At 27.9% G+C, this 15,056-nt stretch carries 14 protein-coding genes and 1 other annotated feature; of the genes, 12 read left to right on the forward strand and 2 right to left on the reverse strand.

Annotated features, from left to right (window positions below; genetic code table 11):
* Nucleotides 1-78: 78 nt before the first annotated feature.
* The 5 genes from sleB (at nucleotide 79) to nth (ending at nucleotide 4,126) form a co-directional block, all read left to right on the forward strand.
* Nucleotides 79-804: a spore cortex-lytic enzyme gene (gene sleB / locus NT01CX_RS02595; protein ID WP_011721480.1), complete on the forward strand. Its 726-nt coding sequence runs from the start codon at nucleotides 79-81 to the stop codon at nucleotides 802-804.
* A gap of 78 nt (nucleotides 805-882) precedes the next feature.
* Nucleotides 883-1,136: a binding site (T-box leader), on the forward strand.
* Nucleotides 1,137-1,188: 52 nt separating this feature from the next.
* The gene (gene epsC / locus NT01CX_RS02600) at nucleotides 1,189-1,800 is read left to right on the forward strand and encodes a serine O-acetyltransferase EpsC (protein WP_011721481.1); all 612 of its coding nucleotides are present in this window, start codon (nucleotides 1,189-1,191) and stop codon (nucleotides 1,798-1,800) included.
* The gene (gene queG, locus NT01CX_RS02605; protein WP_011721482.1) at nucleotides 1,766-2,749 is read left to right on the forward strand and encodes a tRNA epoxyqueuosine(34) reductase QueG; all 984 of its coding nucleotides are present in this window, start codon (nucleotides 1,766-1,768) and stop codon (nucleotides 2,747-2,749) included. The genes epsC and queG overlap by 35 nt, the downstream gene beginning before the upstream one ends.
* Nucleotides 2,750-2,788: 39 nt before the next feature.
* Nucleotides 2,789-3,490: a lysophospholipid acyltransferase family protein gene (locus NT01CX_RS02610; RefSeq protein ID WP_011721483.1), complete on the forward strand. Its 702-nt coding sequence runs from the start codon at nucleotides 2,789-2,791 to the stop codon at nucleotides 3,488-3,490.
* 12 nt (nucleotides 3,491-3,502) lie between these two features.
* The gene (gene nth, locus NT01CX_RS02615; protein WP_011721484.1) at nucleotides 3,503-4,126 is read left to right on the forward strand and encodes an endonuclease III; all 624 of its coding nucleotides are present in this window, start codon (nucleotides 3,503-3,505) and stop codon (nucleotides 4,124-4,126) included.
* A gap of 19 nt (nucleotides 4,127-4,145) precedes the next feature.
* Here nth and NT01CX_RS02620 read toward each other — a convergent pair whose 3' ends face one another.
* Together NT01CX_RS02620 and NT01CX_RS02625 are read right to left on the reverse strand one after the other, a co-directional pair.
* The gene (locus tag NT01CX_RS02620; RefSeq protein WP_011721485.1) at nucleotides 4,146-6,005 is read right to left on the reverse strand and encodes a hybrid sensor histidine kinase/response regulator; all 1,860 of its coding nucleotides are present in this window, start codon (nucleotides 6,003-6,005) and stop codon (nucleotides 4,146-4,148) included.
* A 179-nt stretch (nucleotides 6,006-6,184) separates the two neighbouring features.
* Nucleotides 6,185-7,225: a M42 family metallopeptidase gene (locus NT01CX_RS02625; RefSeq protein WP_011721486.1), complete on the reverse strand. Its 1,041-nt coding sequence runs from the start codon at nucleotides 7,223-7,225 to the stop codon at nucleotides 6,185-6,187.
* Between the two features lie 121 nt (nucleotides 7,226-7,346).
* Here NT01CX_RS02625 and NT01CX_RS02630 point away from each other — a divergent pair, with 121 nt between their 5' ends.
* From NT01CX_RS02630 to NT01CX_RS02660, 7 genes are all read left to right on the forward strand, one after another.
* On the forward strand, nucleotides 7,347-8,723 hold the full coding sequence (locus NT01CX_RS02630; protein ID WP_011721487.1) for a VanW family protein: 1,377 nt from the start codon (nucleotides 7,347-7,349) through the stop codon (nucleotides 8,721-8,723).
* Nucleotides 8,724-8,946: 223 nt separating this feature from the next.
* Nucleotides 8,947-9,771, forward strand: coding sequence for a Cof-type HAD-IIB family hydrolase (locus NT01CX_RS02635; RefSeq protein WP_011721488.1), 825 nt, complete (start codon nucleotides 8,947-8,949; stop codon nucleotides 9,769-9,771).
* Nucleotides 9,772-9,837: 66 nt separating this feature from the next.
* The gene (gene splB / locus NT01CX_RS02640; protein WP_011721489.1) at nucleotides 9,838-10,848 is read left to right on the forward strand and encodes a spore photoproduct lyase; all 1,011 of its coding nucleotides are present in this window, start codon (nucleotides 9,838-9,840) and stop codon (nucleotides 10,846-10,848) included.
* A 47-nt stretch (nucleotides 10,849-10,895) separates the two neighbouring features.
* Nucleotides 10,896-11,378, forward strand: a complete 483-nt coding sequence (gene trmL, locus NT01CX_RS02645; RefSeq protein ID WP_011721490.1) for a tRNA (uridine(34)/cytosine(34)/5-carboxymethylaminomethyluridine(34)-2'-O)-methyltransferase TrmL — start codon at nucleotides 10,896-10,898, stop codon at nucleotides 11,376-11,378.
* A gap of 12 nt (nucleotides 11,379-11,390) precedes the next feature.
* Entirely contained in the window at nucleotides 11,391-12,224 is an 834-nt protein-coding gene (locus tag NT01CX_RS02650; protein ID WP_011721491.1) for a DegV family protein, read from the forward strand.
* Between the two features lie 148 nt (nucleotides 12,225-12,372).
* On the forward strand, nucleotides 12,373-13,734 hold the full coding sequence (gene rpoN, locus NT01CX_RS02655; RefSeq protein ID WP_187146705.1) for an RNA polymerase factor sigma-54: 1,362 nt from the start codon (nucleotides 12,373-12,375) through the stop codon (nucleotides 13,732-13,734).
* Between the two features lie 262 nt (nucleotides 13,735-13,996).
* Nucleotides 13,997-14,998, forward strand: a complete 1,002-nt coding sequence (locus NT01CX_RS02660; protein ID WP_043878483.1) for a sugar-binding transcriptional regulator — start codon at nucleotides 13,997-13,999, stop codon at nucleotides 14,996-14,998.
* Nucleotides 14,999-15,056: the final 58 nt, after the last annotated feature.

A 15,056-nucleotide genomic window follows, 5' to 3' on the forward strand; every position in this document is an offset into this window, starting at 1 on the left:
AAAGAGTATTTTTAAAAAGAAATGAGCAAACTATAAGTACAAGAAATCATACTCAATATTTTTAGGAGGAGACTTTTAATGAAAAATAAGTTAGATTGGAAAAGAGTATCTGTATTAATAATACTAATGCTATTTTCATATGCAAGTATTCCTCAACAGGTAATTCCATATTTTAATAGTATGAAAACTTCTGTGTATAAATATGGTTCAAAGAATAATATTGTAACGGAAATACAAAGAAGATTAAAGGCATGGGATTATTATGAAGGAGCACTTGATGGAAAATATGGATATGAAACATATTTGGCAGTAAAGGATTTTCAAAGAAAAAATGGTCTTACAGTAGACGGAATAGTAGGTGATTCTACACTATCTGCACTTGGCATAAATGATGGAACAGGTGGGGGGACATCAAAAGTATCTTCAAATACTTCAAACACCTCAACAACTAATAATTCAGATGTGATGTTACTTGCAAGATTAATAAATGGTGAAGCAAGAGGAGAGCCATATGAAGGGCAAGTGGCAGTAGGAGCAGTAGTATTAAATAGAACTAGAGATGCTAGATTTCCTTCAAGCATTGCAGGAGTAATATATCAACCAGGAGCATTTACTGCTATTGTTGATGGACAAATAAATGCAGAAATACAGCAAAGTTCAATTAAAGCAGCAAGAGATGCATTAAATGGATGGGATCCATCAGATGGAGCAGTATATTATTTTAATCCTGATACAGCAACTAGTGGATGGATTTGGTCCAGACCTCTTATAAAAATAATAGGAAAGCACAGATTCTGTAGTTAGTTATTTTTAAAAATAAAAGTTATTGACAATTTAATACTAAATTCATATAATAAAAATATAATCCTTAGTGAAATAGTATGAAATACAGTGAAGAAGGAAAGTAATATAAATTGTGCATTCAGAGAGGAAATCATATGCTGTGAGATTTCTATGTAAGATTTATGTGAAGTGCCCTTTGGAGTTTTGCACCGAATAAAGTAGGCTGCAACGGGATTACCCGTTATAGTAATAGAGCATAAAATTTAAATTATATTTTAAATGACGGTGCTTGAAAAGGTGGAATTTTATTCAATTAGGGTGGAACCGCAGAGTATAATAGCTTTGTCTCTAGATTACTAGAGATAGAGCTTTTTTTATATATATTTTTAGAGGTGGGGTGTGTGTATGTTTAAATTTTTTAAGACTTTAAAATATGATATAGATAATGTTTTAGAAAATGATCCAGCAGCAAGAAATAGGGTGGAAGTATTTCTATTATATCCATGTATCAATGCATTAATCCACTATAGAATAGCACATTTTTTTTACAGTAAAAAATGCTTTTTTATAGCTAGACTTATTTCGCAATTTGCAAGATTCCTTACAGGAATAGAAATACATCCAGGGGCTAAAATAGGAAAGGGACTATTTATTGATCACGGAATGGGAGTAGTAATAGGGGAAACAGCGGAAGTTGGAGACAATGTAACTTTATACCATGGAGTAACACTTGGTGGTACTGGTAAAGATAAAGGTAAAAGACATCCTACTCTTGGCAATAATATTCTTGTAGGTTCTGGGGCTAAAATACTTGGTCCTATAAATATAGGAGATAATTCTAAAGTAGGTGCAAATTCTGTAGTTTTAAAGGATATACCAGAAGGTTCAACAGTAGTTGGAATTCCAGGAAAAGTAGTATATCCAAAACCTAAGCCTGCTGAAGTTATAAAAGTTGATAGATTTAATAGGAAAGAAGAAGCGTATGAATTACAAAGAAAAAATAACAACGTATTGTAATAAATTAGGGTTAGACTTAATTGGATTTACAAAATGTAGAGTTTTTGATGAGTTAAGAGAAAAATATAAAAATAGAAAAGAAAAAAATCTTCAAAATGAATTTGAAGAAGATGATATAGAAAAAAGAATAAATCCATTTATTTATATGGAAAATGGAAAAACAATAATATCTATTGCTTTTCCTTATATGTATGAAAAAGTTCAGTATTCAAAAATATATTTTTCTAAGTATACACTAGGTAAAGATTATCATGAAGTTGTTGAGTATTATCTAAAACAAATATGTGATTATATAAAGAGTATTGGTGGAGAAGCTATTTCTTTTGTAGATAGTAATTCTCTACCTGAAAGATATATTGCTTATTTAAGTGGAATAGGTTTTATAGGAAAAAATAATATGCTTATTAGCAAGAAATATGGCTCTTATATATTTTTAGGAGAGATAATAACAGACTTAAAAATAGAAAGCGATGAGCCCATTAAAAATAGATGCGGAGAATGTGATCTATGTATAAAAGCTTGTCCCACAGGAGCTATATGTAAATCAGGAGAAAATAATTCTAATATATGTTTATCATATATAACTCAAAAGAAGGATATAGAAGAATATTGGTTTGAAAAATTTAAAGGGAGAATGTTTGGATGTGACACTTGTCAAAATGTATGTCCTTACAACAAAGAGGCTGAAAAATCAAATATAGATGAGTTTAAACCCTTAGATTTTATGAAGGATATAGATATAGACTATATTATTAACATGGGAAAAAAAGAATTTAATGATAAGTATAAATTAACGTCCTGTGGATGGAGAGGAAAAAATATTATTCAGAGAAATTTACTAATTAATATGTATTATTTTAATATTTTAAATGATAAAGATGAAATAAAGTTTACTTCTCCATATGTTCAAAATTATTACAATAAACTTTTGAAAAATTTAAAGATATGATATTATATAAGCATATAAATAGGAAAGGTGGAATTTATAATGATATCTCCATCCATGGCGAAATTTATAGGATTATTACCTAAAAAGTTAGTTAGTTTTTTAGCGAATAGGATAATAAATGGATATGTAAGTAAGTATGCCAATATAAAGGTTGAAAATTTAGAAAACTTAAACAATGTATCTACACCAGTAGTTTTTATATGTAATCATCTTAGTAACTCAGATGGATTAGTTTTAAATAGAGTTTTAAAAGATTTTGATGTTACTTTTGTAGCTGGTGTAAAGCTTAGTGATAATTCACTTACTAAGCTTGGAATTGATGTGGTGAAAACAACACCACTTCATCCAAATTCTCCAGATAAAGAAGGGTTAAAAAGAATTATAAACATAGCTAATGAGGGTAAAAATGTTTTGATTTTTCCTGAAGGAACTAGAAGTAGAACTGGAAAAATGATAAAGGGTAAAAAAGGAATAGTATTAATTGCAAAAAAATGCAATATTCCTATTGTTCCAATTGGTATTACAGGTACAGAAAAGCTTTTACCTATTAACATGGAAGGAAAAATGGAACAAGAAAAATTCCACCATGCAGACATAAATGTTAAAATAGGAGAGCAATTTACCCTTCCACCTAGATTAGAAGGTGAATCTAAGAAAGAATATGATGAAAGAGCTATGGAAATGATTATGAATAATATAGCTGAGTTGTTGCCAGATGAATATAAGGGAGAATACTTATAAATAGGTGATAAAATGAAAAAAGAAAACATAGAAAATGTAATAAATGTTTTAGAACATACTTATAAAGGTGCAAAGTGTGGATTAAATTTTAAAAATCCATATGAGCTATTAATAGCAACTATGCTTTCAGCACAGTGTACTGACGAAAGAGTAAATGTTGTTACGGAAGAATTGTTTAAAAAGTATAATTCAGCTGAAGCTATGGTTACATTAACTCAGGAAGAAATAGGAGAAAAGATAAAAAGTTGTGGATTATATAAAAATAAAAGCAAGAATATATTAGCTGCATCACAGGATATTTTAAATAAGTTTAATGGAAAAGTTCCAAATACCATGGAAGATTTAGTTTCCCTTCCTGGAGTAGGACGTAAAACAGCTAATGTAGTTCTTTCAAATGCTTTTGGAATACCTGCCATTGCAGTGGATACACATGTGTTTCGGGTATCTAATAGAATAGGAATAGCTAAAGGAAAAAATGTGGATATAGTAGAAAAGGAACTTATGAAGAATATTCCTAAAGAAAAGTGGAGTGATACTCATCACTACTTAATATGGCATGGGAGAAAAATATGTAAGGCTAGAAAACCACAATGTGACCAATGTCCTGTGGCACCATATTGTGAATATATAATATAAAAATAAGCAGTAGTTAATTTTAACTACTGCTTAAAATTTTGTTAAGTTCTGTACTAAGTTCTTCTATAGTATAGGGTTTATTTATTACCCCTTTAAATCCATGTTCTTTATAATTGGAGATAATCCCTCTTGAATAGTATCCACTAGAAACAATAGCTTTTACATTAGGATCTATTTTTAGAATATGTTTTATTGTTTCTTCTCCGCCCATTCCGCCAGGTATGGTTAAATCCATAATTACGGCATCAAAAGGACTATTATCTTTCAGTGATTTTTTATATAAGGAAATTGCTTCATTACCATCTTTAGATACTTCCGTTGTGTGACCTAAATAATTTAACATGGATTTTAATATATCTAGTATGTCTTCATCATCATCCATTATGAGTATTTTACTCTTGCCGTGGAATATCTTGGGTGTAGGTGCTTTAATTTCTATAGGAATCATGTTACAAGCAGGTAAATAAATTTGAAATATAGTGCCTTTACCTACACGAGATTTAACTGAAATGTGCCCATTATGATTTTTTATTATGGAATATGCAGAAAATAACCCAAGGCCCATTCCAGTATCTTTAGTTGTAAAGTAGGGGTCAAATACTTTTAATAAGTTTTCTTCAGATATACCATAACCCTGATCTTTTATAGAAATATTAACGTATTTACCTTTTGGTAAGCCTACTATTTCATTTTCTTTTAAAATCATATTTTTGCAACGCACAGTTAAAATTCCACCATTAGGCATAGCTTGGCAAGAATTTATTATTAGGTTACTTAATACTTGATTTATTTGTGATACATCTACTTCAACAGGCCATAAATCATCAGAAATATAAGATTTTTCACATACATTAGAGCCACTTAAAGAAAGATTAGTTGTTTCTTTAATTAAATCACCTATATAGCATATTTTTTTTACTGGATTGCTAGACTTTGAAAATGATAGAAGTTGTTTTGTTAAGTCTTTAGCTTGTAGAATAATTTTTTCTATAGTTATAAGTTTTTCATATAGCTTATTTTCAGTATCAAAATTTGTTTTTATTAAAGAGATATTTCCAAGAATTATAGTGAGTATATTATTAAAGTCATGAGCTACACCACCAGCTAAGGTGCTTATAGAATTTAACTTTTCCATTTTTAAAAGTTCTTCTTCAGTTTGTTTTTTTTGAGTTACATTTCGAACTATACATATCACCTCATCATCGGATAGAGGAACTAGTCTAGCTTCAAAAAAATTCGTAATATTAGTAATAGCTTTAACTTTATATTCAAAAACAATAATCGATTTAGTTTTTATTGATTTTAATATTGCTGATTTAAATTTTAAACTGAGTTTATATGGAACAAAAGTGTCTAAATTTTCACCTATAAATTCTTGTGATGTGTATATTAAATCATTATTATTGTTATTATTAATAAAAGATATGAGTGTACCATTTTTATTAATTTTTAAATATGTATCAGGTAAAACTTTAAAAAGGGTTTTTAATTCTAAGGTATTTTCTTGTAAAATTTTTTCTGCTTTTTTTTGTTCGGTTATGTTTGTAATTGATATAAGAATTTTGTTAGATGAATTTGAGTAACTTACTACTTTATTTAGTTTTAACTTAAGATAATAAAGTTCATTATTTATAAAAAAACTTTTTTCTTTCATAAGTTCATTTAGATTACTATTTATAAATTTTTTTATTAAGATTTCTAATTCATTAGGAAGTTTTAAATTTAAGTTATTTTTAATATTTAAATTAATAGGATTTAATTTCTTTAAAATTTTTACGCCATTCTCATTTATATTTTTTATTTTGTAGTTATTGTCAATTATAATTATTGGAGTCTCTAGAGAATTTAATAATGAAAAACATATTTCTTTGTAGTCCATAGAAAATAATCATCTCCTTAGCTAAAAATAAAGCAAATTATATGCCAAAAAATTACTTTTATACTAATAATTCTATTTAAATGGAGAAAATCCTCTAAAAAATATAGAAATAAGAATATTAAAATTGTAATATGTAAGTATATGTAAAAAGACATTGCCCAGGCAATGTCTTTTATTATTTATTTTGTTTGACAATAAGATAATACTAAACTTAATGTGGATATTACAGAATCTACATGAGTTCTTTCATAAGCGTGTGATGCGAAAACTCCAGGTCCAATTAAAGCAGTTTTTATATCGTGTCCTGCTCTAAGTGCAGCAGATGCATCTGAACCGTAGTGAGGATATATGTCTATTTTGAAATCGATATTTTTTTCTTTGCATAAATTTACAAGAGTTTTTCTAAGTGAATAGTCATAAGGACCAGAAGAATCCTTAGCACAAATGCATACACTGTATTCAGATGAGTTTTGATTTAGTCCAGGGGCTCCCATATCTACAGATATAAATTCTTTAGTTTTATCTGGTACACAAGCAGATGCTCCATGACCTACTTCTTCATAGTTACTAAAGAAGAAGTTTGTTGTATAAGGCAATTCTATATTATTAGTTATTATATATTCAATTGTATATAATAAAATTGCTGCACTTGCTTTATCATCAAGATGTCTACTTTTTATAAAGCCATTTTCAGTAATTGTTGTTCTAGGATCTAAAGCTATGAAATCACCAACATTAATTCCAAGATTTAATACATCTTCTTTTGAAAAAACCTTTTCATCTAAAATTAATTCCATATTTTCTTCGCTTCTAGTTAAATTACGAGCATCATCTCCACTTATATGAACAGATGGCTTAATAGTTTGGATTGTTCCAGAATATTTTTTGTCATCTAATGTTAGAACTGTGCAATTTTCTCCTTCTATTGAATTGCACATATAACCACCAATTAAAGTAATTCCAAGTGTACCATTAGATTTTATTTCTTTTACCATAGCACCAAGTGTGTCAATATGGGCTGAAAAAGTTCTTTCATAGTCTTGATTTTCACCTTTTAGGGAAACTATTACAGCACCTTTGTTTGTAACTATGTATGGAGCTTTTAATAAGTTTAGTTGTTCTTTTACATAATTAAGAACATCTTCTGTATATCCAGTTGGGCTGGGTTCGCTTAGAAGATTCTGCATATAATTCATTAATTTATCAGTATTGTAATTCATAAAATAATCACCTCTCCTAATAAATTTTACCATAATATAAAAATAGAATAAATGTAACAATTTTTATATGTAACTGTACAAATTTTGTAGTATAATATACAAGAAAGAGGGGAGAGATTAAATGGCAAGAAAAAAAGGAAGCTCAACTAATGCAAAAAGTAATAAAAAAATATTTAAATTATCCATTGCAATTATACTAGTTATAGTTTGTGCTGTTGTAAGTTACGTATATTTTACTGTGCAAAAGTTTAATGATAGTATTTTCCCTGGGGTTCAGGTAGAAGAAGTTAATTTATCAGGAGCCACAAAAGATGAAGCAATGAAGATTTTAAGAGAAAAGTATTCTGATGCAATGTTAAATAAAAAAATAAATATCAAGGCAAAGGATAAAGATTATTTCATAAATTATCCAGAGTTAAAAGCTAGATATAACATTGATGATACAGTAAATCATGCAATGAATTATGGAAAAGATAAGAATATGTTTTCTAAGTACATGATTATAAAAGGCAAGAAGAGCAAAATATATGAATTAGAGTTATCATATGATGTTAAGCCTATTGATAAAATGATAGATAAGATTGCAAAAGAAACAAATGTAAAGCCAGTAGATGCGAAACTTAGTTTTGATGGCGGAAGTTTTGGAGTAAAAGAGGATAAGAAAGGTGTAGAATTAGAAAAAGAAAAATTAAAGAAAGAAATTATTTCTAATATTAATGATAAACACCAAGATGTTGTGGTTATAAATGCCCCTTTTAAAGTTATAGCTTCAAAAGTAACAGCTGAAGTATTAAAGTCTGTTAATTCAAAGTTAGGCTCATATTCAACTAATTACGCAACATCATCTGAAGCTAGAGCTACTAATGTTGCAGTTGCTACAAGAAGCATTGATGGAAAAGTAGTAATGCCAGGAGAAACTTTTAGTTTTAATGAAGTAGTTGGAGAGAGAACTAGAGCAAGAGGATACAAAGAAGCTGGAGTAATAGTAAATCAAAAATTAGAATCAGGTTTTGGTGGAGGAGTATGTCAAGTTTCATCTACTCTTTATAATGCTCTTTTAAGATCAAATATAAAAATGACAGAAAGAGTACATCATACATTCCCGTCAAGTTATGTACCAACAGGATTGGACGCTACAGTAGACTGGGGAAATATAGACCTTAAATTTAAAAATACGTTCAAATATCCGATATACATACAAGGATATACAGGTGGTAGAGAAGTTGGTTTTAACATATATTCTAACTCAGAACTTGCTAGAACAAGATGTGAAATAACATCTGAAGTTTATAAAAAGATAGAACCTAGAACAGAATACATCAATGATTCTAACTTACCAGCTGGAGCAATGGAAGTTGTAAAAAGTGGTCATACAGGATATAGAGTTAAATCATACAGAAGTATATACAAAGACGGAAAATTTGTAGCAAAAGAATTAATCGCAAATGATTATTATGTACCTGTGAATGGTGTTGTAAAAAGAGGTACTAGAAAGTAGAGTTTAAATTAGTTTAAGTTTAAAAAATGGGATAAAATTAAAATAGGTTATAAGTATAGATTTCATATTATATACTTATAACCTATTTTAATTATAAAAAATTTAAAAATATATTGAAAAGTTATTTAATGGGCTATATTAAAGCAAGTATGATATAATATTTTTATTAACTCTAAATACGTGATATTATAGATTTTTACTTGATGATTAAGGAGAGATTAACATGGCATATAAGCTTATCTGTCTAGATATGGATGGAACATTATTAGATACAAATAAGAAAATTAGTGATAGAACAAAAAATGCTATAAAAAAAGCTCATGAAAAAGGAGTTAAAATCGCTATATCAACTGGAAGAGTATTTATTTCAGCAAAATATTATGCGAACATGTTAGGAATATCAGCACCGATTATTGCTTCAAATGGAGCTTATATTAGAGAAAAAGATAAAGAAGAAATTATATATAAATCACCTATAGATGAAAGTTTGTGTAAGGACATTATAAATATAGCAAAAAATTATGAATTTCATTTTTATCTAAATACTTTTGATACAATTATATCTGCAAAACCTTATCCTAAGGGATATACATATCTTGAAATGTCAAATGAATTGCCAGATAACATGAAGGTACATTTAGAAGTTAATACAAATCTAGAAGAAGAAGCAACAAATAGAAATGGACAGATTGTAAAAGCAATTTGTATAAGTGATAACAGAGAAATACTAGAAAATGCAAGAAAAGAGATTGAGAGACTAGGAAATTTAGAAATTGTAAGTTCACTTGGAGATAATTTTGAAATAATGAACAAAGATGTTTCAAAAGGTAAGGGAGTTAAAGTATTAGCTGATTTTTATGGCATAAGTCAAGATGAAGTAATATGCATGGGTGATGGAGAAAATGATTTATCTATGATAAAGTATGCAGGACTTGGAGTTGTTATGGAAAATGCACCGGATGCTATTAAAAAATATGCAGATTACATTGCAGATACAAATGATAATGATGGGGTAGCCAAAGTTATAGAAGAATTTGTACTAGACTAAATAATTGAATATAGTAGTGATTATAAACTAATACTATCTTTAACAATAAATGAGAGGATAGTGTATATGTTTAAACCACGAAGAGTTATTTTTGAGGAAAAGGCCTTAGAATATAAATTAGGAAAAGAACTTTATAATCAATTTTGTAAAAATGAAAATATAGAAATTAAAATATCTAAAAATGGAAGAATAACAGGAATACCCGGTAAACAACATGGAGAAATGTATAAAGAGGGAAAAGAAACTTTAGTAGTTGGGATAAGAAAAGCCCTTGAGTTTCAGACTTGTAAACCATCAGCTCATTATCAATTACCACTTGTAAGTGGATGTATGGGAATGTGCGAATATTGTTATTTAAATACTCAAATGGGAAAGAAACCATACATAAAGATACATGTGAATAATGATGAAATTTTAAATAAAGCAAATGAATATATAAATTCTAGAAAACCTGAAATAACAATATTTGAAGGCGCTGCTACATCTGATCCTATACCAGTAGAGTCATATTCTCATGCACTTAAAGATGCTATTGAATTTTTTGGAACTAATCCACATGGGAAATTTAGATTTGTAACCAAATATACAGATGTTGATAGTTTACTAAATTTACAACATAACAATAGAACTATGATTAGATTTAGTTTAAATACAAATGATGCGATAAAAAAATTTGAACACAGAACACCTATTCTAGAAAAAAGAATAGAAGCAGCATTGAAAGTTTCGAAAAGTGGTTATAAAATAGGATTTATAATTGCACCAGTGTTTTTATATGAAAATTGGGAAAGTGAATATAAAAATCTTATAAGCAACATTGCTGATAAATTTATGGGTGTACCACTTGAGTTTGAGGTTATATCGCATAGATTTACTAAAAGGGCAAAGGAAAACATACAAAATATTTTTCCGGAAACTCTTCTTCCAATGGAAGAGAGCCTTAGAAAATTTAAATATGGTCAGTTTGGTTATGGAAAGTACATATATAATAAAGAACAACTGGACTATATGAAAGAGTTTTTCACCAATAATATAACGAAATATTTTGGTGAAGATGCGATAAATTACATTATATAATGTTAAACGTACAATTTTATTTAAAATCAAATAGGGGGAATAGTATAATGTTAGATACACCAAATTTAAATATAGTATTGTTTGAGCCAGAAATTCCACAGAATACAGGAAATATAGGAAGAACTTGTGTATTAACTAATAGTAAATTACATTTAATAAAACCATTAGGATTTAGAATAGACGATAAAAGTTTAAAAAGAGCGGGACTTGATTATTGGCCTCATCTTGATGTTGAAGTACATGAATCTTTTGATGACATGATAAAGAAGTATCCTGATGCCAATATTTATTTATCAACAACAAAAGAAGCTAAATATCATCACGACGAAGTAAAATATAAAACAGGAGATTTTATTGTTTTCGGTAGAGAATCTTCCGGATTACCAGAATATATTAGAGATAGATATGTAGAAAATAGAATAAGAGTTCCTATGATTAAGACTACAACAAGATCATTAAATCTTTCAAATACGGTATCAATAGTTGCTTATGAAGCTTTAAGACAATTAGGATTTCCGGATATGAAATAGGGGGGAACTACTATGGAAAAAATCAAAATAATTACTGATAGTACATGCGATTTAAACAAAGAAACTATAGAAAAGTATGATATAGAAGTAATTCCTTTAATAGTTAATTTTGGCGAAGAAAGTTACCTTGATGGTGTTGATATTGACACAAGGGAATTCTTAAGAAAAATGGATGAAGAATGTATATTCCCCACTACATCTGGAATAAATCCACATAAGTTCTGTGAATACTATAAAAAATATTTAGATCAAGGTTATAAAATTGTTTCTATTCATCTTTCGTCAAAAATGAGTGGAACATATCAATCCGCATGTATGGCTAAAGAAATTTTAGAGACTAATGACATAGTAGTAATAGATAGCCTAAATGTAACATCAGGATTAGGATTACTTGTAATAAAAGCAGCAGAACTTGCGGGACAAAATTATACAATAGAGCAAATTGAAGAAGTAGTAAAAGAAAAAAGACCGCATGTGAAAAATGCATATGCATTTGCAAGTTTGGACAACCTAGTTAAAGGTGGAAGGCTTCCAAAGGCTATTGGTGCTATAGGTAATCTTTTAAATATAAAATTAATTCTAGCTGTTGTAGATGGAGAGATGGCTGTAATTGATAAAGTTAGAGGTACTAAAAAAGCAATAAAAACAATTTTGAGCCATTTAGAAAAGATGGACAAGAATGAACCTAGTATTTTACTTCAAATAGATAACACTGACATAAGATATGCTTTAGAAGAAGAATTAAAAGAAAAAAATGTTGATTTTATAGTGTGTGATGTAGGATGTGTAGTTGGTACACATTCAGGACCTAACGCTTGTGGTGTAGCATTTATAGAAGAATATTAAATAAATAAAAAAACTAACATATGTTAATTAACGTATGTTGTTTTTTTATTATAAATTTTTTTGAAATTATAGAATTTTAAAAATTTTTTATTATGTTATAATTATAACAAAGTAGTAATTAGAGTGTGAGATGGTGATAAAAATGAAGATGAATTTTAATCTAGAACTAGTACAACATCAAAAGTTAATAATGACACAGCAAATGCAATTATCCATAAAACTCCTTCAAATGTCTAATTTAGAAATTCAAAAATATATGGAAAAAGAGATACAGGAAAATCCGGTTTTAGATGCGGAGGATAATAAGGAGTTTGCTATAAAGGAAAAGGATTTCATAGAGTATACTAAATTTTTAAAACATCTAGAATTTGATTATTATAATAACAATAACTACAGTAAAGATGAGGATTATGTATCCCCACTTAATTTTATAGGTGAAAAGAAATCTCTAAAGGAATATTTAAAAGAACAAATATTGGTACAAAGTCATAAAAAAACTATAAAAAAAGCATGTGAATATATAGTAGAAAACATTGATGATAGAGGATATGTAAATATAAACTTAGATGATATAGAAAAAGAGATTAATATATCTAAAAATAGTGCTTATGAAGCTTTAAAAATTGTACAGTCCTTAGAACCATATGGAGTTGGAGCTAGAGATTTAAAAGAATGTTTAAAAATTCAATTGAATATGAAAAAAATATATGATGAAGATATAGTAAAAATTATAGACAATTATCTTCCGCTAATAGCTGATAATAAATACAATGTAATAGCTAAAAAATTAAATATAAGTGTAAAACTAGCTCAAAGTTATGGGGATATTATAAAATCTTTAGAACCTAAGCCATCAAGAGGATTTTTTACAGGAGAAGAGACAAACTATATAATACCAGAAGCATATATAAAAAGAATAAACGATAAATACTACGTAATAATGAACAATGAAAATATACCAACTTTAAATATAAATAAAGCCTATAAACAAATGTTTAATGAAAATAAAAACAAAGAAGTGAAAGATTTCATTAAAGAAAAGTTGGATAAAGCAGTATTTTTAATAAAAAGTATTAATCAAAGAGAAAGTACAATATACAAAATACTAACAAAAATAGTTGAAATGCAACCAGAATACTTTGAATATGGACAAGAGTCATTAAAACCAATGACCTTAAAAGAATTAGCAGATGAATTAGATATACATGAATCAACTGTTAGTAGAGCCATTAAGGATAAATATATTCATACAAAACATGGAACCATAAAAATAAAAGATTTATTTACCACAAAGATGTTTAAAATGGATAGCCTTGAAGATGTGTCAACAATTACAGTTAAAGGCTATATAAAGAAATTAATAGAAAAAGAGGATAAAAAGAAGCCTTTATCAGATCAAAAAATTTGTGATTTTTTGCAGAAGAAAGGTGTAAGTATTTCTAGAAGAACAGTTGCTAAGTATAGAGAAGAAGCGGGTATACCATCTTCAAGTAAAAGAAAAAGATTTTAGTTAGAATAAAATAATAAATTTTAATAAATAATAATAAGGAATAGTAACTTAAAAATTAGATTATTATTTATAAAAATTTCCTAAAATAACATATAATAAAATTTTGATAACTTTTTTTACAAAATCTCTTTAAAAAAACTAGTATTTGATTTATAATATAGGTGGGACATTAATCATACTACCGGGACATTAATAGACCAGAGAGGTGTTTTAAGTGAAATACTTAGATGTCCAAAAAAAAGTAGTTCCAGAACTATTGGAAATGCTAGATAAACGATATAACATATTGACCAATATTTATTATAACCAGCCCATAGGACGCAGAATGCTTGCAAATCAACTTGGAATGGGTGAGAGAATAGTAAGAAATGAAATAGATTTTTTCAAAAAACAAGGCTTAATTGATATTAATGCCGATGGAATGAAAGTTAATTACGAAGGTAAACAAGTATTGGATGCTTTAAAGATATTTATTCATGACCTAAGAGGATTGTCGGAAATGGAGAAGTTTTTAAAGGATCATCTAAATTTAAATCATGTATTAGTTGTTCCTGGTGATGTAGATGAAAATGAACTTGTTTTAGAGGAAATAGGAAAAAGTGCAGCAAATTATCTAAAAGGAATACTCAAAAATAAATGTACAATAGCATTAACTGGTGGGACAAGTGTTAAAAGGCTAGTAGATAACATGCCTAAGATAACAGAACATAAAGATATTTTAGTGTTACCTGCTAGAGGTGGTATAGGAAGAAATGTAGAAATACAATCAAATACATTGGTTGCAAAATTAGCAGAAAAATTATCCGCTGATTATAGAATGTTACAACTTATAGATAATGTTGATTATGCTGAAATATATGAAATCTTAAATGAAGAAAGTATAAAAGAAGTAGTTGAGAAGATACATAAGGCAGATATATTGATATATGGAATTGGCAAGGCTGATGAAATGGCTAGAAAAAGAGGATTAGATGAAGAAGAAATCCTTAGATTAAAAGAAAAAGGCGCTGTAGGAGAAGCTTTTGGTTGTTATTTTAATAATAATGGAGAAATAGTATTCTCAACTCCAACTGCTGGAATAAAAGGTGAAGATGCTAAGAAGATCAATAAACTTATAGCAATAGCAGGAGGAAAGAGTAAAGCACAAGCTATCTTAGGAGTACAAAGTTATAATAAAAATAACATACTAATAACAGATGAAGGCGCTGCAAAAGACATTATAAATATTATAAAAAGAGATAATAATATTACAGATAGTCTTTAATTAACTAAGTTATAAATTATATAAAATATAATTAATATAAAATTTTTAGGAGGTATTT

Source organism: Clostridium novyi NT, assembly GCF_000014125.1.
Lineage (GTDB): Bacteria > Bacillota > Clostridia > Clostridiales > Clostridiaceae > Clostridium_H > Clostridium_H novyi.